The organism is Acinetobacter pollinis (assembly GCF_015627175.1).
Classification (GTDB): Bacteria; Pseudomonadota; Gammaproteobacteria; order Pseudomonadales; family Moraxellaceae; genus Acinetobacter; species Acinetobacter pollinis.
In genome coordinates, this window is the sequence record NZ_VTDQ01000039.1 from 1 (window position 1) to 21886 (window position 21886).

Consider the following 21886-nt stretch of genomic DNA (forward strand, 5'->3'; position numbering starts at 1 on the left):
GAGTTTGGTATTGTGCATACCGAAGCCTTCTTACAGCTTAATCCCAATGGACTCATTCCCGTTTTACAAGATGAATATACATCAATTTGGGAATCTCAAATTATTCTCCGCTACCTTGCCGAAGTATATGGGAAAGAGAAAATATGGATTTCCCATCCACAAAAGCGCTTTCAAGCAGAACAATGGTTAGATTGGTATATCACTAGCTTTCTACCTCAATTTAGTATTATTTTCTATGAACTGGTACGAACACCTCATGATAAACAACGGTTAGATATTTTACCGCCAATTATTGAAACGATTGAAAAACAACTTCTCATTTTAGAGGAGCTTCTATCCAAACAGCCTTATATTTCAGGACAGCAGTTTGGTATTGCAGATATTCCTCTTGGATTAGCACTACACCATTGGTTTAATTTCGACATACAACGCAAAACACACCCACATATCGAGGCATGGATTCAAAACATTCGTGAGCGATCTAGTTTTAAAAAAGTTGCTTATATTCTATAAATTAAAAATCCTAGTTTAATCGTGTTTTAAACTAGGATAGTTCTTTTGGTCTATACTTTTCTTTTATCTAGTTGCTGTGAAATTTGATCGCCAATGTATTGTATAGAAACCACTAATATTACCAATAAAACAATAACTGCCAACATGATTTGTATATCGAAACGTTGATAACCATAACGATATGCAACATCTCCTAAACCACCTGCACCAATAGCACCTGCAACCGCTGAAGAGTTTATCATCGTCACTAATGTTACAGTAAAACCAGATACAATACCTGAAAGTGCCTCAGGTAATAAAACGTGCCAAACAATTTGTTTCCGACTACATCCCATAGCTTGTGCCGCTTCAATCAAGCCAAAATCGACTTCACGCAAGCTTACCTCGGCAATACGTGCAAAGAACGGCGTTGCAGCTAAAGTTAATGGCACAACCGCAGCCCATAAGCCGTAACTTGTACCTACAATCCAACGTGTAATTGGAATAAGTGCCACCATAAGAATGAGAAAAGGAATAGCTCGTGTAATATTAACGATTGTACCTATACAACGATTAATATAGTAAGAAGGATAAATACCATTTCTTTCTGTACATACCAAAATAAGTGCCAAAGGAAGGCCAAAACAAAAAGCCAAACCAGCAGAAACCCCAACCATCACTAGTGTATCTAATAGGCCTGTCAGCAAAAGATCAAACAATAGATTCGACATAACCTATCTCCTGTATATCCAATATTTCCAGTCCCAATTCTTGTTTAAGATGATGAGGAATTGTGTAATGGATTGGATAAGCTAACTGTAGCTCGCCCACATAATATTCTTGAATTTGATCAATACGGCTATAAAACAAAGCAACTGAAGACAAACGTTGTAATAAGGTTTGTAAATTAAACAATTTTCCAATAGCGTGTGCATAGCGAATATTTACTACTTGATATTGATGATTATTTTGTAACTCCACATCTAGAGGTAAAGAGACCATATTATCTTCAGGATACAACAATTCCTTGGTTATCATTTTTTGAGGCGATGAAAACACTTTCCACACCGCTCCCTTTTCTATAATCTCACCTTGATCAATCACAACCACTTCATCACAAAGATCACGAATGACTTGCATTTCATGAGTAATCAAAATAATGGTAATGCCCAATTGTTTATTTACTTTTTTCAATAATTTTAAAATCATTTGTGTGCTTTCTGGGTCTAGTGCCGAGGTTGCTTCATCACACAATAAAATTTCAGGATTATGAATCAAGGCTCTTGCAATACCTACTCGTTGCTTTTGACCACCTGAAAGTTGTGAAGGATAGCTCTCTTTCTTATTTTCTAAGCCTACCAATGCTAAACTTTTTTCAACACGTGATATAATTTCTTGAGTTTTCACACCTGCCACAATTAAGGGCAACGCCACATTCTCCCAAACGGTTTTTGTAGACATTAAGTTAAAGTGTTGAAAAATCATACCTACACGTTGTCTAAGGCGAATTAAATCGGTGTAATTTAATTCCGAAATAGTCTCACCAAGTACATGAAGCTGACCTGTACTAATAGATTCCAATCCATTTAAAGTGCGTAAGAGCGATGATTTTCCCGCACCACTTCTACCAATAACACCACAAATGACGCCCTGTTTAACTTCTAAATGAATATCTTTCAGAGCATGCACTTGGTTAGCATAATACTTATTTACGCCTTTAATACTGACATCTAAAACGGCGTTCTGATGTATTTGTGCATTCATATTACGACCACCCTCGATACCATAAAGATTGACCTAACTGTTGATCAAGTGCAGCTTTCACTTCAGGAGATTGTTGATAAATTTCGACAAATCGTTTTAATTTATCATTGTCATCTTGATAATTATCTTTTACAGCAAAAACAATGGCATAACGTTTATCTTCATCTTTATTCAAATATAATGCTTTTTGCGGATCAATTGTCTTTGCCAGTTTCAAATATTGTGGATAGGTAAATGCAAGATCAACATCGTCTACAGCTCTTGCAGTCTGCGGTCCTTCCATTTCTATAAATTGTAAATTTTTTGGATTACTTACAATATCTTGTAAAGTGGCTAAATGATTATTGGGATCTTTAAGTTGAATTAACTTCGCTTCTTGTAATAACAATAATGCACGACCCTCATTCACAGGATCATTTGGAATAGCAACCCGAGCTTTTTGCGGAAGACTTTCTAAAGATGTGTATTTTTTAGAATATAGCCCCACACGTGAGGCCGCACCCACAGCAAATATTTTTAGATGATAACCACCTTCTTTAATTGCATTATTTAAAAAAGGCTGGTGCTGAAAGAAATTTGCCTGAATATCACCATTATTTAAAGCAATATTTGGCATTTTCCAGTCTGAAAACTCAACGAGTTTGACATGTAAACCTTGTTTTTCTGCTTGTGTAACAGCAACTTGTAGTATGGGTGTAAATGCAGGGGTAATGCCAATAACTAACTCATCTGATTTTTTGTGTCGTTGCGCATTCCAAATAAATAGGCCGGCCACCAATAGCACAAAAACACCAAGAGAGATAAATATATTTTTATTTTTCATCATCTTATACCAAAATTAAACCGCTCTTGCAGGGTGTTGAATATTTAAAAACTGACCTTTTTCAAAAAACTTATGACGTAAAGTGCCCGATATATATGTTTTTTTATAGCGCTCTTGTTGTTGCCATTCAGGAATAACCCAACGAATAAAATCCTCATAAGATTCAGGTGTAACCGTCCGAGTTAAATTAAAACCATCAATTCCTGTCTCATCAAAAAAATGAATAAGTTGTTGTGCAACATTTTTACCACTACCCACAAACAATGGATAGCGTCCTCCCAACACATGCTGTTCTTTCAATGAATTAAGCGTAATTTCTTGATGTTTAAATTTTTCATTTACAGATGTAATGCTATTACTTTTTTCATAAGGAATTCGCTCGTGTTCATCGTATACAGATAAATCTTTACCCACCGAACTTGAATAGTGGGCAATGCCTGCTTCGGGACTGGCATACTGCCGATACTCTATTAATTTTTGCTGAGCTTGCACGTCTGATTCTGCGGTCACGACTGTAATACCCACAAAAATTTTAATACTTTCAGGTTCACGTCCATGTTCAAATGCTTTTTTTCGTATACGCTGAACATTCTTGCGAACCTCTGCAATATTCCCACCCCCAATAAAAATACACTCTGCATGTCTTGTTGCAAATGTCACTCCACGCTCAGAAGTACCTGCCTGAAATAACAGAGGTGTTCGTTGTGGTGATGGCGAAACTTGAAAAACTCCCTGACTTTCAAAAAAAGAGCCCTGATGGTCAATCGCATGTACTTTTTTAGGGTCTGTAAAAATACGAGATTTCTTATCTTGAATAACAGCGCCGTTTTCCCATGAGTGCTCCCAATACTTATAACAAAGTGCTAAGAAGTCTTCTGCTTTATCATAACGTTGATCATGTTCTGCCAATGCCTTTCGACCAAATAATTTTTCCGCACTATCTAAATATCCTGTCACAATATTCCATCCAACACGCCCTTGGGTTAAATGGTCTAAACTTGCAAAACGTCGTGCCAAAGGATATGGATGCTCATAGCTTAAATTGACCGTCACACCAAAACCTAAATGTGTCGTTACAGATGCCATTGCAGAAATTAATGTCATTGGATCATGGCTGGGTAATTGAACAGACTCTTTCAATGTTACATCTAAATTATTTTGATAAACATCATAGACCCCCGTGATATCTGCCAAAAAAATTCCATCGAATAACCCTTTTTCTAAGATTTTTGCCAAATTTAACCAATATTTCAGCCCATTAAACGTTATAGATTCATCACGTGGATGTGTCCATAGGCCATGATTGATATGTCCCACACAACTCATATCGAAGGCATTTAGTAAAATTTTCTTCGCCATTACAATGTTCCTCGACGTGGTGGAAGGATATGATTCAACCGATAATTTCCTAAAAAATAATACTTCCAACGCACTGGATCATGTAAAGTATGCACGCGTGCATTACGCCAATAGCGATCTAATCCCGTTTTACGTTGACTTCCTCGACTACCTGCCAATTCAATTAATTTAGACGCTGCTTGAAGTGCTGTTTCTGTACTATGTGCCCGTACTCTTGCTACATGAATAGATGCTTCAGCAATATTCTCTTTAGTTACCTTAGTTTTAATAAAATCTATAAAATGTGCTGCTTTTTTAAGGAGTAACTCACTGGCTTTTACATCAACGGCGATTTGACCCAATTCGTATAAAGTAAGAGGATCTTGCGTCGCATACTCTATTTCTGCATCAATCCATGGGCGTGCATTTTCAACTTGAATCAATGTTTCTTCAAATGAAGCTCGTGCAATTCCCACTTCAATAGATGCATGCATAAGCTGTGCATACGGCCCAACTAAACTCGGCTTAGAAAATACAGCGCTAAAAGGAACGATATCTTCGGCATCGACATACACTTGGTCAAACTTTACAGTACCACTACCTGTTAATCGTTGACCAAAACCACTCCAGTCATCAATAACCGTTACACCTTCGGCATCTCTAGACACAAAAGCCAAATACTCAAGGCCATTATCATCTTTCACCAAGGTAGGAATACGATGCGCGTAAATACTTCCAGTACAATAAAATTTTTCGCCTTGAATAAGATAACCATACTGGTATGGTGTTAAGTAAGTATTTTTTTGACTAGCAGTTTTTGACTTAAACTCTGCCAATGCATTTCCAAAACGGCGCCCTTCTAATACCTCTTGGTAGAGCTTTTTTTTCTGTGCTTCCGTTCCTGTCGTACGCAATACTTCAAGTGCATAAAAGTGATTTTGAGGAATTTGCCCAATTGACCCATCAGTTCCGCTAAAAAGTGCAATAATTTGTGCCACCGTCCAACTTGAAACCTCTGCACCACCATATTGTTTAGGTACAGTAATTGCCCATAATCCCGATTGGCTAAAAGCATCTATTTCTGCAAAAGGAAGCGTTCTTGTTTGATCACGATGTACTGCATCTTCTCTAAACTGCTGAGATAAGGCTTTTGCAATACTCAATGCCTCCTCATCAGATTGAATAACATGCGCAGGCTGAGTATTTACAAAAATATGTTTATAAGATGTCATAGCTTCACCTAAATCCAAGCATGTGATGCAGGAAGTTTATGGTTTAAATAATAATTACCTAATGCATGATATTTCCATCTCACAGGGTCGTGTAATGTATGTACCCTTGCATTACGCCAATGCTGATCTAAATTATGCTTTGCAAGTGAAGAACGACTACCGCTAAGCTCAATCAGCTTTTCAGAAATGGTTAATGCCGCACGATGTGCATAAATTTTAGCTTCAGCAACAGCAATCGAAGCTTCTGCTGCTTGTATATCTTTCAATGTTTTTGTTTTTTCTAATCGATCTAATACATCAGATGCCTCTTCCAAAAGCAAAATGCTCGCTTCTAGAAGTACATCTAACCGACCTACTTCCTGAATTAAATAAGGTTCTTGAGTTGCCTCCGCTACATTTGCATCGGCAATTGGCCTCGCCTTTTTTACATAAGTGAGTAAATCTTGAAACGCTGCTTCTGCAATTCCTACATCAATCGCAACTTGTATTAATTGAGAGTATGCACCTCTAAAATGTGTTGTTTCTGCAAGAAGTCTTTCATCAAAAATTAAAAATGGATCTATCTCTACATTATTTAATCTAACTGTACCGCTTGAAGTTGTTCTTTGACCAAAACCATCCCAGTCATCCACAATATCAATACCTTTAGTCGTTCGATCTACCAATATCAAAGCAATATAGCCATCGGGATGCTGAGCTTTAATTGCAAGCCAATCTGCAAATGCACTGCCTGTAGAATAAAACTTCTCACCATTAAGAATATATCTTTCATTGGCACGTGTTAGTGTCGTTTGAATTGTCTGAGTATCTTTTGTATTTCTTTCAGGCCCGCCATTGGCTAAAAACTTACCTGCCAATATTTCATTAAAGACAAATGCTTTTTGTTCTTCAGAACCAATAAGCAAAATAGTATTTAAAATGCCAAACTGATTTTGTGGAATCTGCCCCACATTCGCATCTGCTTTCGCTAATATACGAATCACTTGGCTTAAAGTACGGTTTGAAACTGCAGCACCGCCATATTTTTTAGGAATTCGAATTGCCATTAATCCCTTATTTACCAAACGTCGAATAACATCCGTCGGTAAGATACGTTCTTGATCACGTAAATTTCTTTCTTCTAATGCAAAATCTGCAACATGATATGCCGCATTAATCGCTTCGATATCATTATCTATTATTCTTTGAGAATGGCTCATAGCAATCACCTATATTTTAAAAATAAGGTATGGCTTTTAGCTAAAATTTAGAAATAAAAAATATAGGAATCCTTATTAGAAAATATGCAGGAACAATCTTTCACACGTAGTATTTCAATATTAAAAATGAAAACAAACAATACATTATTATTTTTATGCGCTAAACTAGTTATTCTTTGATGCTGATAAGAGACTCAAGTGCCTACGCCTGATCACACCAATAACAACACTCAAGCAGCTACCTTAAATGAGCAATTTAAACAACAACAAGCTGCTTACCAAAATGAAACTTACCCTACCTATGACGTACGTAAATCTCGACTCAATCAGCTTTATACACTTATTTTAGATCATCAAGAACAGATTGCCGATGCTATTTCTAAAGACTTTTCAAATCGAAGTCCGGACGAAACACGTCTTGTGGAAATTGTACCTAGCCTTTCAGGTATTAAATATTGCTTAAAGCACTTAAAAAAGTGGATGCAGCCCGATTATCGTGATATCTCAGTAATTTTCCAACCTGCAAAAGCATATGTCATTGCACAACCGCTTGGTGTGATTGGTATTATGGTACCGTGGAATTATCCTTTATTTCTTGCAGTTGGCCCAATGTGTCAGGCGCTTGCTGCAGGAAACCGCGTCATGTTAAAGCTAAGTGAATTCACTCCTCATTTTTCATCTTACTTTCAGCAACTTATTGAAAATAACTTTTCATCTAATCTTATTAGTGTAACTTTAGGTGATGCCGAAATTGCACAACAGTTTTCATCATTGCCTTTTCACCACTTACTTTTTACAGGCTCAACCCAAGTCGGAAAACATATATTACGTGCAGCCGCTGAAAACTTAACACCAGTTACACTTGAACTCGGTGGAAAATCACCTGCTTTGATTGCAAAAGATGCCGATTTGTTCGAAAGTGCACAACGGATTGCTTTTGGAAAAAGTGTTAACTCAGGACAAACATGCGTAGCACCCGACTACGCATTAATTCCAGCCGAACTGCAAGATAACTTTATTCAATCTTATTTTTCTGCACTAAAAACCTTTTACCCAACCATTAAAAACAATTCCGACTACACTGCAATTATTAATGAAAAACAGCTTAATCGTTTAAAGTCATATCTAGAAGAAGCCGAAAGCCAAGGTGCCAAAATACATTATCTCTCTCATGAGATAGATGGAAGAAAACTACCACATTGTGTCATTACACACACCCATGCTTCTTTGAAAGTATGCCAAGATGAAATTTTTGGACCAATTTTGCCAATTATCCCTTACCAATCTTTAGATGATGCGATTCAATACATTAATGAAAGACCAAGACCGTTGGCTCTATACTTTTTTGGCTATAAACATGACGAACAACAAAAAGTACTTCTAAATACTCATAGTGGTGGCGTCTGCATTAATGAAACACTCATTCATGTTGGACAAGAAGACTTACCGTTCGGAGGCATAGGTATGTCTGGTATGGGAAATTATCACGCTCATGAAGGTTTTAAAACTTTTAGCCATGCAAAAGCAGTATTTGCAAGACCAAAAATTAGCTTCATGAAGTTGGTCTATCCGCCTTATGGGAAATGGCTTCAGAAAACATTATTAAAAATGTTTATAAAGTAAAGCTCATAAAAAGTCATTTTTTCTAAGATACTTGTTCAAAAAGACCAAATAAACTGAGAAAAATGGCACTTTTTAACATTGTCAATTGAAGCAAAAATTTACAAGATATACGCACTTTTTAGCTACGACTATTTGCAGTTTTTTATAAAACTTCTTCGAAATTGTAGGTTTCTAATCGTATAGTAGAATAATTTTGCAGATATCTTGCAAAACTTTAATGTCTTTTCACTGGAGCAAGTTACATGACTTCTCATATTTTGGTTATTCATGGACCAAATTTAAATTTGCTAGGAAAGCGAGAACCTGAAATATACGGTCATCAAACCTTAGAAGACATCAATCAAAGTTTGATACAAGATGCAAAAGCAAATGAATATACATTAGATGTATTTCAAAGCAATATCGAAGGTGAAATTATTCAACGAATTCACCAAGCATACGCTGAAAATATTAAATTCATTATTATTAATCCTGCAGCATTTACACATACATCTGTTGCAATACGTGATGCATTACTTGGTGTAAATATTCCATTTATAGAGGTGCATTTATCTAATGTGCATGCTCGTGAGCCTTTTAGACACCACTCTTACCTTAGTGATAAAGCACAAGGCGTAATTTGTGGTTTAGGCGCATATGGTTATCAAGCTGCCCTCCTTTATGCTATTCAAAAACTTCAATCTTCTCATTAATTTTCATAAGGAATATTAATACTATGGATATTCGTAAAATCAAGAAACTTATTGATTTAATGATCGAATCTGATCTTCAAGGTATTGAAGTAAAAGAAGGCGATCAATCCATTGCATTGACTCGTCGTAATCCAGAACCTGTTGCTGTTGCATCTATGCCAGCTGCAGCACCTGCAAGTACTCCTGTTGCCGTTGCTAAAACACCACGTGGTAGCGTAGAAACTGCACCTATGGTTGGTGTATTTTATGCAGCTGCCAGCCCTGGTGAAGCACCATTTGTACAAGTTGGTCAAACAATTTCAGCAGGTGAAACTTTAGGTATCATCGAAGCAATGAAGATTATGAACCCAATTGAGGCAACTCAAAGTGGTGTCATTGAAGAAATCCTTGTGAAAAATGGCGAAGTTATTGAATTCGGTCAACCATTATTCCGTTACCGCGCATAAGCACGGAGTGTCATAATGTTGCAAAAAGTATTAATTGCAAACCGTGGTGAAATTGCATTACGCATTACACGGGCTTGTAAAACGCTTGGAATAAAAACTGTTGGTGTTTATTCGAGTGCAGACAAAGATCTGATGCATCTACGATTTGTTGATGAAGCTGTATGTATTGGTCCAGGTGCAACGAGTGAAAGTTATTTAAACATTCCTGCACTACTTACAGCGGCTGAAGTGACAGGTGCAGATGCAATTCACCCAGGCTATGGCTTTTTATCTGAAAATGCAGAATTTGCAGAAATGGTTGAAAGCTCAGGATATATTTTTATTGGTCCTCGACCTGAACATATTCGCCTTATGGGGAATAAGGTTTCTGCAATCGCTGCAATGCGTAAAGCTGGCGTACCGACAGTACCTGGCTCACAGCATGCTGTTACACCTGCAAATGCAAAAGAAGAAGCTGCAAAAATTGGCTTTCCACTTATTGTAAAAGCTGCTGCTGGTGGTGGTGGTCGTGGTATGCGTATTGTAGAACGCATCGATACACTTTTAGAGTCTGTACAAGCTGCACAGCGTGATGCTGAAATGTGGTTTGGTGATGATACTGTGTATATGGAACGTTTTCTTCAAAAACCACGCCATGTAGAAGTACAAGTGCTTGCAGATGGAAATGGTCATGCAATTCACTTATACGATCGTGACTGTTCATTACAACGCCGTCATCAGAAAGTTTTAGAAGAAGCTCCCGCACCTGGATTACCAGAAGAAGCACGTGCAGATATTCTAAAAGCATGTGTAAATGCTTGTGAACTTATGCAATATCGTGGTGCAGGTACATTTGAGTTTCTTTTCGAAGATGACGAGTTCTTCTTTATTGAAATGAATACTCGTGTTCAAGTAGAACATCCCGTCACTGAAATGGTTACAGGTGTTGATATTATTGAACAACAATTGCGTGTTGCTGCAGGATTGGGTTTAAGCATTCAGCAAGAAGATGTTGAAGTGAAAGGTCACGCAATCGAATGTCGTATTAATGCAGAAGACCCAACAACATTTATGCCGTCTCCAGGCAAAATTGAAACATTTTATGCACCAGGTGGTGCAGGTATCCGTTTAGATTCTCATATCTATCCAGGCTACAGCATCCCTCCATACTATGATTCAATGATCGCTAAACTCATTTCACATGGTAAAGATCGTGCAACTTCTCTTGCACGTATGCGCCAAGCACTTGATGAAATGATTTTGACAGGTGTAAAAACAAATATCCCACTTCACAAAGATCTTATTCTACAAGATAAAGCCTTTTGTGAAAATGCAATGGATATTCACTATCTCGAAAAGTACCTTCTCAAACAATTAGAAGTACCTGAAACTGATAAAAAGTCTGATTAAAATTAGAAAAAGAAGTGGTAAGCCACTTCTTTTTTTATGTCTCAAGTGCAACCATTTTTACAATAATATGCTGTATCTCTTCAATCTCATCTTCAAATATTTTTTTACGGTTTAACTCTTTCGAGAGTACCTTAAACTTATGATTTTGATGCTCAACCACATCGGGAATTTCATCGAAATAATTTGCTGATGCTTTTAATTCTACTTCGTGTAGAGGGCTACCAAGTTGATATTCTTTACTTTTCAAAACAATATATTTCACAACTGTCTTCACTATTGGCTCCATTTTTTCAGTACACTTTATTTTTATATTTAACAGCTTTTATCTACAATTAAAACCATAATTTAAAATAAAAGCCTCACATAGAGGCTTTTATATCGCATCATATCTATTCAATAGGTTCAAATGGTGCTTGAACATCTGCATTTTGTGCCCGATGGCGCAAAAAATGATCCATAAGAACAATTGCCATCATTGCCTCTGCAATAGGGGTTGCACGAACACCTACACAAGGATCATGGCGTCCTTTAGTTAATACATCTGTATCTTCTCGTTGCAGCGTAATAGTTTTACCTTCTGTAGTAATACTCGCCGTTGGTTTTAATGCGATCGCTGCACGGATGGTTTGCCCAGAAGAGATTCCTCCAAGTATCCCACCTGCATGGTTCGCAAGAAAACCTTTAGAGGTCAATTCATCGCGACTTTCATGCCCAAATTGCCCAGCAACGGCGAAACCATCACCAATTTCTACACCCTTAACTGCATTAATACTCATTAAAGCATGTGCTAAGTCTGCATCTAGACGGTCAAAAACAGGCTCACCCCAACCTACTGGTACATTTTCTGCAATAATTTCTAGTTTGGCACCACAGCTTGTACCTTGCTCACGCAAAGAAGTCACAAGCTTTTCAAATCTCGGAACCGCATCGACATCTCCACAAAAAAATGGATTATTTCCGACTTCTTCCCAATTTAAATGATGTGCCAACTCATTCCCAATTTGAGTTACATGCCCACGAATCAGAACACCAAACTTTTCTGCAAGATATTTTTTTGCAATCGCACCTGCCGCAACGCGCATTGCTGTTTCACGTGCGCTTGATCTCCCACCACCACGATAGTCTCTAAAACCATACTTTTGTGTATATGTATAATCCGCATGACCTGGTCTAAATGTTTGTGCAATATTTCCATAATCTTTTGACTTTTGGTCTGTATTTTCAATGAGTAGACCAATAGATGTACCTGTAGTTTTACCTTCAAATACACCAGAAATAATTTTAACCTGATCAGGTTCTTTACGCTGTGTAGCAAACTTCGAGGTTCCTGGTTTACGGCGATCTAAGTCTTTTTGTAAATCTGCTTCACTTAATTCAATTCCAGGTGGCACACCATCTACAATTGCCATTAAGCCTAAACCATGTGACTCACCACATGTAGTAACACGAAAGAGCTGTCCTATTGAATTTCCAGCCATAACCGTCTTCCTTTTAATCCTTTACTGAATCTTGAAAAATCGTTTTATAACGACGACATTGTTCAGCAGTTAATGCGAAAATTCCTGATCCACCTTTTTGGAATTTTAACCAATGAAAATCAACAGTATTAAAGTTTTGACGCATTGCCCATTCAGAGTTTCCAACTTCAATCACAATTAATCCATCTTCAGAAAGATAATCTGCTGCTTCAGCAAGCATTTTACGCACCAAATCCAATCCATCTTGTCCTGCTGCCAATGCAAGTTCGGGTTCATGCAGAAACTCTTCAGGTAAATCTGCCATGTCTTCCGCATCAACATATGGAGGATTCGTTACAATTAAATCATATTGATTTTCAGCAGGAAGTTTACTAAATAAGTCAGACTCTAATAATGCAACCTGATATTGCATATTATGATGTTCAACATTTAAAGCAGCTACTTCTAATGCATCTCTTGAGATATCAGTCGCATCTACATCTGCTTCAGGGTAAGCATACGCCAGTGCAATGGCGATACAACCAGATCCTGTACACATATCTAAAATACGCTGAGGAGTTTTCGGTACGTCTATTTTAGGGAGTGCATTTAAGTCTTCACGCATATTTCCTGTTTCATCTAAGAAATAAGGTGCAAAACGCTGATGAATTAATTCTGCGATTGGTGAACGCGGAATGAGTACTCGTTCATCGACGTAAAAAGGTTTATTGCAGAAATAAGCCAAATTTAGAAGATAAGATGTTGGAATTCGCTCATTAATACGGCGTGCCAGTAGGTCTAAAAACTGTGTCTTTTCACTTGGTAAAAGTTTTGCATCTAAAATTTCCTCATTTGCCTCCCAATCTAAGGCAAGTGTTTGTAAAACCAGTGCAGAACTTTCGGCAAAAAAGTCTTCTGTACCCTGTCCTAAATGCGCATCGTATTGACGTAAAGCTGTCACTCCAAAACGGATAAAATCTCGAATTGTTGTTAGATTTTCAGCAGCTTCTGTTAAATTTTCAGGATGAATTGTCAATCGCTCCACGCATTACTCCAAGTAATTATCATAATTAAAACTATATCTGCTCTATTTTATCCTGTTTTTCATCATATTGATAATCTCTAAAGCTATAATAAAAAAAGATTCAAGCATAGACAAATTACAACAAAAAATGAGCATGTTTTCACACAACTTAATTTTAGGAGATGTTAGATTATATTTTCATCAAAACCAGAGAAATATAAAAATGGCTGATATTATTAAAAAAGGTTCTGCACACTGGGAAGGATCAATTAAAGAAGGTAAAGGCACTATTTCTACAGAAAGTGGTGCACTTTCTCAGCAACCTTATGGATTTAATACACGCTTTGAAGACAAAGTAGGTACAAATCCTGAAGAAATTATAGGAGCTGCACATTCAGCATGTTTTTCAATGGCACTCTCTTTACAACTGGGCGAAGCTGGCTTTACAGCAGATGCCATTGATACTGAAGCCGCGGTGACACTTTCGAAAGATGAGAAAGGCTTTTTTATTCGCCAAGTACATCTAACCAGTCGTGTTAAAGTAAAAGATATTGATGATGAAACCTTCCAAAAAATTGCAACAGCAACAAAAGAAGGTTGTCCTGTATCAAGACTTTTAAATGCAGAAATTTTACTAGATGCAAAATTAGTCTAGCTTTACTGCCCAATGTTGTAGAGCTTCCACTCTACAACATTCATTTTAGTCATTATAAAAACCAATATAACGCTTATAGTTCTCTACACCTAATGGCATATCATAAATAGTCACAGGTATCTTACTAGAACAGATCGCTTCAAAAACATTTAAAGATTGATCATGAATCTCATCCACTGAGTATTTCATTTTATCTTCAAAAATATCTGAAACAAATTCAAAACCTAAATCTAATGCAATAAATGCTGTATGTTCACATGGTTGAATATATTGTTCTTGAGACCAATCCAAAACAATATGTTCACAGTAAGGACAAGAAACCATGTCATGTGCATTATTTAAGTGAATGATTTTAAAACTCATTTATAAATTTTCCATATTCTCTGTAAAATATTGTAAAATATTTCTAGGTTCGTCGCATTGCTTTTATAAAAAATCGGGTATAGATTCTTATAAAAATTAACCCAAGTTTTCACTTTCATTTGATAAGGAATGTTTATGGCTAATCTTGAAAAAGCAATTGCTCTGGCAAGTAAAAAACATGCTGGGCAAGTGGATAAAGCAGGACAAGCATACATTCTCCATCCTTTACGCATTATGTTAAAAATGAAAAATGACGATCAGCGTATTGTGGCCGTATTACATGACGTACTAGAAGACACAGATACAACGGTTGTTGATCTAATTTCTTTAGGTTTTGCACCTCATATTATTGATGCATTACTGGCATTAACCAAAAAACAAAATGAAAGCCGTATTGAAGCTGCGTTTCGAGCTGTAAAAAATAGCCTAGCTAGAGAAGTTAAACTGGCAGATATTGCAGACAATATGGATCTCTCCCGCATACAAAGCCCAACCATAAGAGACAAAATGCGCTTACAAGAATATAAACAAGTACAAAAGATATTACTTACAGGTAGTTAAGCAAAGCTTGTATTTATTGTATTTAAGATTTATGGTGCTGATTTATATAAAGACAATTATAGGAACATCAAACAGTGCTAAGCGACTTAGATGATTTTTACTGTTTTGCAGTTGTAGTAGAACATGGGGGTTTCAGTGCTGCAGAACGTGCAACAGATATTCCGAAATCAAAATTAAGCCGTCGTGTTTATAATCTTGAAGAAAAGCTTGGGGTACGCCTTATTCAGCGGAGTTCTCGACAGTTTGCAGTTACCGAGATTGGTTTGAATGTGTACCATCATGCCCAGATTATGCAAAATGCTGCACAAGCAGCACATGATATGGTAGATCATTTAAGTGCAACACCTCGTGGTATTGTGCGAGTAAGCGTCCCTGTTTCTATTGCGCAAAATAGCTTTTCAAAACTTTTACCCGACTTTTTAAAAAAGTATCCTGAAATTCGTCTACAAATGGTCGTCAGTAACCGCCGTGTCGATATTGTTAATGAAAATATTGATGTAGCTTTACGAGTAAGAACCAAAATAGATGATGACCCAAATTTAATTGCACGCCAAATTGGTAAAGAAGAACTTCATCTGTTTGCTAGTCAAGCCTATTTAAATGAATACGGCGAAGTGAAAAAACCTGAAGAGCTAAGTCAGCATAAAGTTTTAAGCATGTCGAATGAACATGCCGATCAGCATATGGTGTTATATAACGATCAGCAGATTCCTATAAAAATTAAAATAAATCCTACAGTTATGGCATCCGACTTACTTTTGCTCAGAGAACTCACACGTCAGGGTTGTGGAATTGCGCTTTTACCAGGATCGATCACTCAAGAATATATTCAAAATGGCGAACTTGTGCGCTTACTGTGTGACTGGAAAGTACCGCATGGTGTACTCCATGCGGTTTATGCTTCGAGAAAAGGGATGCTCCCTGCTGTTCGCGTTTTTATCGACTATCTTGTCGATCACTTACATCTGGACACAACCAGTAAAACTATTTAATTTTTACTGGTTTTAATTGCTGTAATAATACCTGATCAAGCAACATCGGTAGTTTAAGTGTCATTAAAAATGCATGGTATAAGTCTGGTTTACCATTCCAAATGAGATTAGAAATATTATTTCGTTTATCTAAGTCTTGGAACCAACTGCCATGCTTTTTATCTACCAATGAATGATGAATATATCCTATTATCTTGCGATAATAGATTTCATATTTTTCATCATTCAAACGCTTCATAAGGGTTGCCGAAGCCACAGCCGCCTCTGCATGCACCCAATGTAAGCGCTCTTTTACAACAGGCTCATTTTTCCAATCATAGGTATAAATAATGCCGCGATAAGGTTTTTCCTGCCAACCATTTTTCCACGCTGTGTCAAAAAGCCCTTGAGCATCCTCAAGAAGCCATTTAGGAACATCAAGTCCCATCACTTGTAATTCTTGCTCTAAATTAATTAATAAATGACACCACTCAAAACCATGACCCGGCGTTACACCATACGGTCTAAAATCATCAATTAAATTATTTTTGTTAAACTCATAATCGGGCTGCCAATGTTGATCAAAATGTTCTACAACACTATAGTCATGGTTTTTTGCATGCTCGTGAATGATACGCTCAACAATAGCAAGCGATTTTTTTAACCAGCTCGAATCTTGGGTCGTTATGGCAAGTTGCATGAACATTTCTAAAGAATGCATATTACAATTTGCACCACGGTATGCTTCTAAATCTGTCCAATCAGGCGCATAACTTTCTAAAACACAATTTTCTTCTTCTGACCAAAAGTACTCATTAAATATATTTACAGCTTTATCAAATAACGCATCTGCACCCGCAATATTTGCCTGTTTTGCACTATTTGCTGCCAATAAAACGAACGCATGAAGGTAAGACTTTTTTCGATCATTGGGGCTGTCATCTACTAAAGATGAGAGCCATCCTCCATGCTTATGGTCAAATAAATGTTCGTTTAAACTTTTTACTCCCCACTCTGCAAGCTCTACACTACCTGCATAACCTCGAATAGCAGCAAGCGAATAACAGTACGTAAATCTCGCTGTATTTAAGGTATTTGGTCGCTGGTGTAGAGGTAGGCCATAACGATCTAAATCAATAAATCCGCCATACTGACACTGAGCAGCTTGATAAAAGTCTAGTAAATTTAAAGTCTGGGTTTTTAACCAGTCAATATGTGCTGTTTGATTTAACCAGCTATGTCTTACTTTTGTGAGGAGTTTCATAGATTTATCCTTTTTATGATTATTGATCTATTTAACCACCAACCATCATACCGCCATTTGGATGAATAGTTTGACCTGAAATGAAAGAAGAGTCTTGGCTAGCTAAAAATACATAAGCAGGGCCTAATTCACTTGGTTGCCCACAACGACCCAATGGTGTATCTGAACCAAAATTTTCCATACTTTCTGGGTCAACTTTACCCCAAGTCGCAGGTTGTAAAGGAGTCCACACAGGGCCAGGTGCAACTGCATTTACACGAATACCCTGACTAATAAGTTGATTTGATAAAGCACGTGTAAATGAAATAATTGCGCCTTTTGTTGCTGAATAATCAATAAGTGCTTTAGGGCCCACATATGCATTTACAGAAGCCGTATTAATAATCACATCTCCAGATGAAAACTGAGGAAGGACAGCCTTACTTAAATAAAATATAGAGTGAATATTTACTGCAAAAGTATTTAACCATTGTTCATCAGTTAATGTCGCAAAGTCTTCATTCGGAAACTGCGTACCTGCGTTATTAACTAATATATTAATTCTTTTGAAGTCTTCTAACACATGATGTACTAAGTCTTTACAGTTTTGACTTTCTCTTAAATCGACTGGATAGATCTTACAAACACCACCTTCTTTTTCAATCCAATCTTTTACCCACTCAGCATCTGCAAGTTCAACTTCAGTATCTAAACAAGTAATTGCAACTTGAGCACCTTCTTTTGCGAAATGCAATGCCACTGAACGTCCAATACCACTATCGCCACCTGTAATAAGTGCTACTTTTCCTTTTAGTTTATGACTGCCTGCATAGTTTTTATGAATAAATTCTGCGTGAGGTTTTAATTGTTCATCACTACCTGGTAAATCTTGTTCTTGTGCATGAATATTGAAATAGTTCATTTTGGATTCCATTTTTTTATTTTGTGTATAAAGAATATCCGAAAGATCATCTCGTAATGCATGGAATATGTTTTATAATTTTACCAAGTTGTAATTTTTATGATGTTTGTGTTGGTGTTTAGCCATACTACATATGACTTTTTTATCTATAAAATCATAAAATAAGCTTATTTCTAATTTTAAATCATGCTATATCTATAGATGTTCAACACTATGTCAAATACTCAAAAAAACCATTCAAGTAATATAAAAAGCGTACTACTTGAATGGACTATTTTATTGTTCTTCTAGTTCACGTACTAAAGGTAAAACGTGTTTGCCAAAATATTCGATTTCCTCAATGAAATGTAGAAATCCAGATAAAATTAAATCTACCCCTACATGTTTTAAATCTATTATTCTTTGCGCTATTTGTTGTGGTGTACCAATCAAGTTAGTTTTAAAACCGTCATTATATTGTACCAAGTCTTCAAAAGAAGATTTAGCCCAATTGCCTTCCCCTTCTTTACTTGCCGCACCCGCCTCTTTAGTAGCATCACCAAAAGCATGTACCGCTTCAATATTGGCTTTATGAATAATTTCTTGTAATACGGCTTGCGCTTTCTCCTCTGTATCTCTTGCAATAATAAACGCATTTACCCCTATTTTTACTTCATGATTATGCTGTTTTGCTTTTTCTTTAATATCATCAATTTGCTTTTTAATTTCTTCAACAGTATTTCCATTGGTAAAATACCAGTCGGATACTCGTGAAGCCATATCTCTTGCTGCACGTGAACTTCCCCCCTGAAAAACTTCGATCGTGGGCTTTTGTATAGGTTTTGGCTTCAATGTATAGTTATTAAAAGTATAATACTTTCCTTGAAAAGAAAAATTATCCTGCGTCCAAATACCTTTTAATGTTTTTATAAACTCTTCTGATCTAACATATCGTTCATCGTGTTCTGGCCATTCTTCACCAATGGCATCGAACTCACCTTTGAACCAACCACTAACTACATTAACGGCGATCCTTCCCTCTGTTAAGTAATCGATCGTTGCCAATTGCTTAGCTGCCAGTGCAGGTTTCCAAGGCCCAGGTAAAATAGCTGCAATCACTTTTAACTTTTCAGTTTTAGCCAATAAAGCATGACTAAAACTGACAGACTCATGTTGATTTTCCGCACCATATCCTGCTGTAAATCTAATTTGGGTTAATGCATAATCAAACCCATTTTTCTCAGCCGTTTGCGCCAGCTTTACATTATAGTCGTAGCTCCAGTCGGTACGCTGCTCGATTGTACTTACGACCAATCCACCACTCACGTTGGGTACCCAATATGCAAATTTCAGTGTATTACGGTGCGTCATCATCATTTCCCTAAGCAACAGATTGTTTTTTCTTATGAATACGAGACTCAGCCGCCGTTAAATCTGGTACAGAGATTGAAGGCAATACTTCATCTTGCTCAATTTGTTTATTAATTCCTAAACTTTCATTGGCTTGTGCTGATTTTTTCTTCGATGGTTCTTCTCTTAAGCCTTTTGCAGGTGCCCATTCTAAAATAGGTAATGCTCTTGCAACCGCCAATGTAATACGTGCTTTTAGTTCTTCACTTTTGACAGTATATTCAGGCGTAAAATCTTTATCTGTTGCATAAACACCAATAGGTAAAGTCTGTGCTTGGAAAAAACTAAACAATGGGCGTAATTGATGCTCTAAAACCAGTGCGTGTCGTTCACTTCCTCCAGAGGCAGCCAACAACACAGGCACATCGACCAATGCTGTTTGCTCAACAAAATCAAAAAGATGTTTAAATAACCCTGTAAACGAAGCGCGATATACAGGTGTACCAACAATGAGTGCATCAGCAGCTTCTATTTTTGCCAAGTCATCTTGTACACGCTGTGGCAGTTGGTGACGATAAATTGCACCACCTAATAAGTGCCCAATTTCGCTAAGTTTAATGAAGTGCACTTTAATAGGCGTAGCATCTGCTAACTCATCTAAAATATTTTGAATAAGGCTTTCTGTTTTAGAGGGTGTATTTAAACCACCTGATACTGCAACTATATTAAGAACGTCATTATTGTGTTTGTAAGACATGATGATAATTACCTTTAGGATTAGAATCTAATACCTATTAAGGTTTAAAATACATGTCTTGTAAAATAAGAAAATAAATATAAGTTATATAGATTTTACATAATGAATCTTACTCATATACTTATACAATAATATTATCTATATCTTGTCTATTTTGACTTTCATTAAAATCGATATCATTACGTGTGGGTTCAAATTTAATAATAAATCCAATAATAACGATTGGAACAAAAGCAAATATTGCAATAATACTAAATACATCAGTTTGATATTTTGTCATCCATAGTGGCAAAATAAACAGTGCAATTGCTTGTGCAACGCCTGTCACTGCTCGATTAAAACCAACACCAATACCACGAATTTCTGCAGGATATGCCATTGTTGGATACACCATCATTTGTGCCCCAGGACCAAATCCTTCAGCAAATAGCCAAATACCCAATAAAATAATTGCCGAATATAAGAAGAAAGTACTATGCGGATGTCCAATTAAACCCAATAAAATTAAAGCCAAAAATTGTAGTAAGAACCCTGCTAAGAGCACATGCCTAGATGCAAAACGACGAGCAAGATAGACTCCCAATAGCCCACCAGTAAATGCAAATAACAGATTTAATGCCAGTGTAGTGGTAATCGTAGTTAACGTGGTGGTATGAAAGAACCTTGTAAGGATAGAGGGAAGAAAAAAAGCAATTGTCGTGTATTGAAAAGCAACTGAAATATGAATGGTAATTGCGACAATAGTTCGTGACAAGTAGGTTGGGTTAAACAGAACTAAGAAGTTTGGCTGTATCTTTTGTTGTTTTTTAAAATTTTTATCTTCATCTGCAACAACAGTTGTTGCAATATCGTAAGATGTACTCAATATTTCAGAGGCTTCTTTTAATCGTCCCTGATTGGCTAACCAAATTGGCGACTCTGTAAGATATTTACCGCGAATAAAAATAATTAGTAATGCAGGAACTGCACCAAATACCAAAGAAGCTCTCCAGAGCCAATGACTATATTCAGGTGGTAATAAAAAATATAAAGCCAACACCAATCCAAAACACGCAGATGAAGCCGCATACCACATTGGGCACCATGCTGCGAGTCTTGAGGCTTTATTACTTTTTCCAGAAAATTTTGAGAACTCAGATAAATAGGACATTGCAACAGGTAAATCTACACCAACACTAATTCCCATAACAAAACGTGCAATAATAAGAACCCATACATTTGGAGCAAATCCTGCAACAATTGCGGCAATGACAAAAAGCACCATATCGGCCATAAATACACGATAACGTCCTATTTTATCAGTAAGAAATCCACCTACTAAATTACCAACAATCGTTCCACAGACAATTGCAGATGCAACTACACCTGTCATAATTGGTGTCAGAGAAAACTCATGAATGACTTGTTCTATAGTCAAACAATCTAATTACTCATACAAAAATGAAAAAACATCTGAAAGAGTCGATCAATACAATCCTCTTGCCATTCTTTTCTCTTTTTCTTAATCCATGCCCAAGTCTTTTCAATAGAATTCAAATCAGGGCTATAAGGCGGTAACCATAAAATCTGATGCCCATGATGTTCTAGTAACTCCTGTGTGTCTGCT

General features: G+C 36.7%; 23 protein-coding genes and 1 pseudogene. 8 read left to right on the top strand and 16 right to left on the bottom strand.

Features of this window, described 5'->3' with window-relative positions; translation table 11 throughout:
* A partial coding sequence (locus I2F23_RS11550; RefSeq protein ID WP_195772748.1) for a glutathione S-transferase family protein occupies positions 1–513 on the top strand: 513 nt, incomplete at its 5' end.
* Between the two features lie 50 nt (positions 514–563).
* Here the strand turns inward: I2F23_RS11550 and I2F23_RS11555 are convergent.
* The 6 genes from I2F23_RS11555 to I2F23_RS11580 are packed head-to-tail and all read right to left on the bottom strand — an operon-like array spanning position 564 to position 6848.
* Positions 564–1223, bottom strand: a complete 660-nt coding sequence (locus tag I2F23_RS11555; RefSeq protein ID WP_195772749.1) for a methionine ABC transporter permease — start codon at positions 1221–1223, stop codon at positions 564–566.
* Positions 1204–2256 carry a methionine ABC transporter ATP-binding protein gene (locus I2F23_RS11560; RefSeq protein ID WP_195772750.1) on the bottom strand — a complete coding sequence of 351 codons (1053 nt, stop codon included), beginning with the start codon at positions 2254–2256 and terminating at the stop codon, positions 1204–1206. The genes I2F23_RS11555 and I2F23_RS11560 overlap by 20 nt, the downstream gene beginning before the upstream one ends.
* Position 2257: 1 nt before the next feature.
* Positions 2258–3079 (bottom strand): MetQ/NlpA family ABC transporter substrate-binding protein, encoded by an 822-nt coding sequence (locus tag I2F23_RS11565; RefSeq protein WP_228284801.1) that lies wholly within the window; start codon positions 3077–3079, stop codon positions 2258–2260.
* Between the two features lie 15 nt (positions 3080–3094).
* The gene (locus I2F23_RS11570; protein WP_195772752.1) at positions 3095–4438 is read right to left on the bottom strand and encodes an LLM class flavin-dependent oxidoreductase; all 1344 of its coding nucleotides are present in this window, start codon (positions 4436–4438) and stop codon (positions 3095–3097) included.
* Positions 4438–5649 carry an SfnB family sulfur acquisition oxidoreductase gene (locus I2F23_RS11575; protein WP_195772753.1) on the bottom strand — a complete coding sequence of 404 codons (1212 nt, stop codon included), beginning with the start codon at positions 5647–5649 and terminating at the stop codon, positions 4438–4440. Before I2F23_RS11575 ends, I2F23_RS11570 begins: the two co-directional genes overlap by 1 nt.
* Positions 5650–5657: 8 nt before the next feature.
* Positions 5658–6848: an SfnB family sulfur acquisition oxidoreductase gene (locus I2F23_RS11580; protein WP_195772754.1), complete on the bottom strand. Its 1191-nt coding sequence runs from the start codon at positions 6846–6848 to the stop codon at positions 5658–5660.
* 198 nt (positions 6849–7046) lie between these two features.
* On the opposite strand from I2F23_RS11580, the gene I2F23_RS11585 reads away from it, so the two are divergent.
* From I2F23_RS11585 to accC, 4 genes are all read left to right on the top strand, one after another.
* Entirely contained in the window at positions 7047–8471 is a 1425-nt protein-coding gene (locus I2F23_RS11585; protein ID WP_195772755.1) for a coniferyl aldehyde dehydrogenase, read from the top strand.
* Positions 8472–8713: 242 nt separating this feature from the next.
* Complete coding sequence (gene aroQ / locus I2F23_RS11590; RefSeq protein ID WP_195772756.1) at positions 8714–9163, top strand: type II 3-dehydroquinate dehydratase; 450 nt, start codon at positions 8714–8716, stop codon at positions 9161–9163.
* 23 nt (positions 9164–9186) lie between these two features.
* The gene (gene accB, locus I2F23_RS11595; RefSeq protein ID WP_195772757.1) at positions 9187–9609 is read left to right on the top strand and encodes an acetyl-CoA carboxylase biotin carboxyl carrier protein; all 423 of its coding nucleotides are present in this window, start codon (positions 9187–9189) and stop codon (positions 9607–9609) included.
* A gap of 15 nt (positions 9610–9624) precedes the next feature.
* Positions 9625–10998 (top strand): acetyl-CoA carboxylase biotin carboxylase subunit, encoded by a 1374-nt coding sequence (gene accC, locus I2F23_RS11600; RefSeq protein ID WP_195772758.1) that lies wholly within the window; start codon positions 9625–9627, stop codon positions 10996–10998.
* A gap of 34 nt (positions 10999–11032) precedes the next feature.
* Here accC and I2F23_RS11605 read toward each other — a convergent pair whose 3' ends face one another.
* The 3 genes from I2F23_RS11605 to prmB all read right to left on the bottom strand — a co-directional run bounded on the left by I2F23_RS11605 (position 11033) and on the right by prmB (position 13500).
* Positions 11033–11272: a hypothetical protein gene (locus I2F23_RS11605; protein ID WP_195772759.1), complete on the bottom strand. Its 240-nt coding sequence runs from the start codon at positions 11270–11272 to the stop codon at positions 11033–11035.
* 115 nt (positions 11273–11387) lie between these two features.
* The gene (aroC, locus tag I2F23_RS11610) at positions 11388–12476 is read right to left on the bottom strand and encodes a chorismate synthase (RefSeq protein WP_195772760.1); all 1089 of its coding nucleotides are present in this window, start codon (positions 12474–12476) and stop codon (positions 11388–11390) included.
* A 13-nt stretch (positions 12477–12489) separates the two neighbouring features.
* Positions 12490–13500: a 50S ribosomal protein L3 N(5)-glutamine methyltransferase gene (gene prmB / locus I2F23_RS11615; RefSeq protein ID WP_195772761.1), complete on the bottom strand. Its 1011-nt coding sequence runs from the start codon at positions 13498–13500 to the stop codon at positions 12490–12492.
* Positions 13501–13702: 202 nt separating this feature from the next.
* Between prmB and I2F23_RS11620 the strand changes: the two genes are divergently transcribed.
* Positions 13703–14134 carry an OsmC family protein gene (locus tag I2F23_RS11620; protein WP_195772762.1) on the top strand — a complete coding sequence of 144 codons (432 nt, stop codon included), beginning with the start codon at positions 13703–13705 and terminating at the stop codon, positions 14132–14134.
* 45 nt (positions 14135–14179) lie between these two features.
* On the opposite strand, the gene I2F23_RS11625 is transcribed toward I2F23_RS11620, so the two are convergent.
* Complete coding sequence (locus tag I2F23_RS11625; RefSeq protein WP_195772763.1) at positions 14180–14497, bottom strand: hypothetical protein; 318 nt, start codon at positions 14495–14497, stop codon at positions 14180–14182.
* Positions 14498–14632: 135 nt separating this feature from the next.
* Here I2F23_RS11625 and I2F23_RS11630 point away from each other — a divergent pair, with 135 nt between their 5' ends.
* Positions 14633–15058 carry a guanosine-3',5'-bis(diphosphate) 3'-pyrophosphohydrolase gene (locus I2F23_RS11630; protein ID WP_195772764.1) on the top strand — a complete coding sequence of 142 codons (426 nt, stop codon included), beginning with the start codon at positions 14633–14635 and terminating at the stop codon, positions 15056–15058.
* Between the two features lie 74 nt (positions 15059–15132).
* Positions 15133–16050, top strand: a complete 918-nt coding sequence (locus I2F23_RS11635) for a LysR substrate-binding domain-containing protein (RefSeq protein WP_195772765.1) — start codon at positions 15133–15135, stop codon at positions 16048–16050.
* On the opposite strand, the gene I2F23_RS11640 is transcribed toward I2F23_RS11635, so the two are convergent.
* From I2F23_RS11640 to I2F23_RS11665, 6 genes and pseudogenes are all read right to left on the bottom strand, one after another.
* Positions 16043–17293, bottom strand: a complete 1251-nt coding sequence (locus tag I2F23_RS11640) for an AGE family epimerase/isomerase (RefSeq protein WP_195772766.1) — start codon at positions 17291–17293, stop codon at positions 16043–16045. The genes I2F23_RS11635 and I2F23_RS11640 overlap by 8 nt on opposite strands.
* Before the next feature lie 31 nt (positions 17294–17324).
* Positions 17325–18194 (bottom strand): SDR family oxidoreductase, encoded by an 870-nt coding sequence (locus I2F23_RS11645; protein WP_195772767.1) that lies wholly within the window; start codon positions 18192–18194, stop codon positions 17325–17327.
* 276 nt (positions 18195–18470) lie between these two features.
* Positions 18471–19544: a dimethylsulfone monooxygenase SfnG gene (gene sfnG / locus I2F23_RS11650; RefSeq protein WP_228285403.1), complete on the bottom strand. Its 1074-nt coding sequence runs from the start codon at positions 19542–19544 to the stop codon at positions 18471–18473.
* 10 nt (positions 19545–19554) lie between these two features.
* Complete coding sequence (gene msuE / locus I2F23_RS11655) at positions 19555–20280, bottom strand: FMN reductase (RefSeq protein WP_195772769.1); 726 nt, start codon at positions 20278–20280, stop codon at positions 19555–19557.
* Between the two features lie 121 nt (positions 20281–20401).
* Positions 20402–21691 (bottom strand): annotated as a pseudogene (locus I2F23_RS11660) (MFS transporter); the annotation flags it as partial.
* Between the two features lie 11 nt (positions 21692–21702).
* Positions 21703–21886, bottom strand: a 184-nt coding sequence (locus I2F23_RS11665) for a transposase (RefSeq protein ID WP_195772328.1), incomplete at its 5' end; no start/stop codon positions are given.

Excerpts from the sequence above, each read along its gene's own strand:
- I2F23_RS11555 (WP_195772749.1), bottom strand. The coding sequence starts at position 1,223 with ATGTCGAATCTATTGTTTGATCTTTTGCTGACAGGCCTATTAGATACA.
- I2F23_RS11560 (WP_195772750.1), bottom strand. The coding sequence starts at position 2,256 with ATGAATGCACAAATACATCAGAACGCCGTTTTAGATGTCAGTATTAAA.
- I2F23_RS11565 (WP_228284801.1), bottom strand. The coding sequence starts at position 3,079 with ATGAAAAATAAAAATATATTTATCTCTCTTGGTGTTTTTGTGCTATTG.
- I2F23_RS11570 (WP_195772752.1), bottom strand. The coding sequence starts at position 4,438 with ATGGCGAAGAAAATTTTACTAAATGCCTTCGATATGAGTTGTGTGGGA.
- I2F23_RS11575 (WP_195772753.1), bottom strand. The coding sequence starts at position 5,649 with ATGACATCTTATAAACATATTTTTGTAAATACTCAGCCTGCGCATGTT.
- I2F23_RS11580 (WP_195772754.1), bottom strand. The coding sequence starts at position 6,848 with ATGAGCCATTCTCAAAGAATAATAGATAATGATATCGAAGCGATTAAT.
- aroQ (WP_195772756.1), top strand. The coding sequence starts at position 8,714 with ATGACTTCTCATATTTTGGTTATTCATGGACCAAATTTAAATTTGCTA.
- accB (WP_195772757.1), top strand. The coding sequence starts at position 9,187 with ATGGATATTCGTAAAATCAAGAAACTTATTGATTTAATGATCGAATCT.
- accC (WP_195772758.1), top strand. The coding sequence starts at position 9,625 with ATGTTGCAAAAAGTATTAATTGCAAACCGTGGTGAAATTGCATTACGC.
- aroC (WP_195772760.1), bottom strand. The coding sequence starts at position 12,476 with ATGGCTGGAAATTCAATAGGACAGCTCTTTCGTGTTACTACATGTGGT.
- I2F23_RS11620 (WP_195772762.1), top strand. The coding sequence starts at position 13,703 with ATGGCTGATATTATTAAAAAAGGTTCTGCACACTGGGAAGGATCAATT.
- I2F23_RS11625 (WP_195772763.1), bottom strand. The coding sequence starts at position 14,497 with ATGAGTTTTAAAATCATTCACTTAAATAATGCACATGACATGGTTTCT.
- I2F23_RS11630 (WP_195772764.1), top strand. The coding sequence starts at position 14,633 with ATGGCTAATCTTGAAAAAGCAATTGCTCTGGCAAGTAAAAAACATGCT.
- I2F23_RS11640 (WP_195772766.1), bottom strand. The coding sequence starts at position 17,293 with ATGAAACTCCTCACAAAAGTAAGACATAGCTGGTTAAATCAAACAGCA.
- I2F23_RS11645 (WP_195772767.1), bottom strand. The coding sequence starts at position 18,194 with ATGAACTATTTCAATATTCATGCACAAGAACAAGATTTACCAGGTAGT.
- sfnG (WP_228285403.1), bottom strand. The coding sequence starts at position 19,544 with ATGACGCACCGTAATACACTGAAATTTGCATATTGGGTACCCAACGTG.
- msuE (WP_195772769.1), bottom strand. The coding sequence starts at position 20,280 with ATGTCTTACAAACACAATAATGACGTTCTTAATATAGTTGCAGTATCA.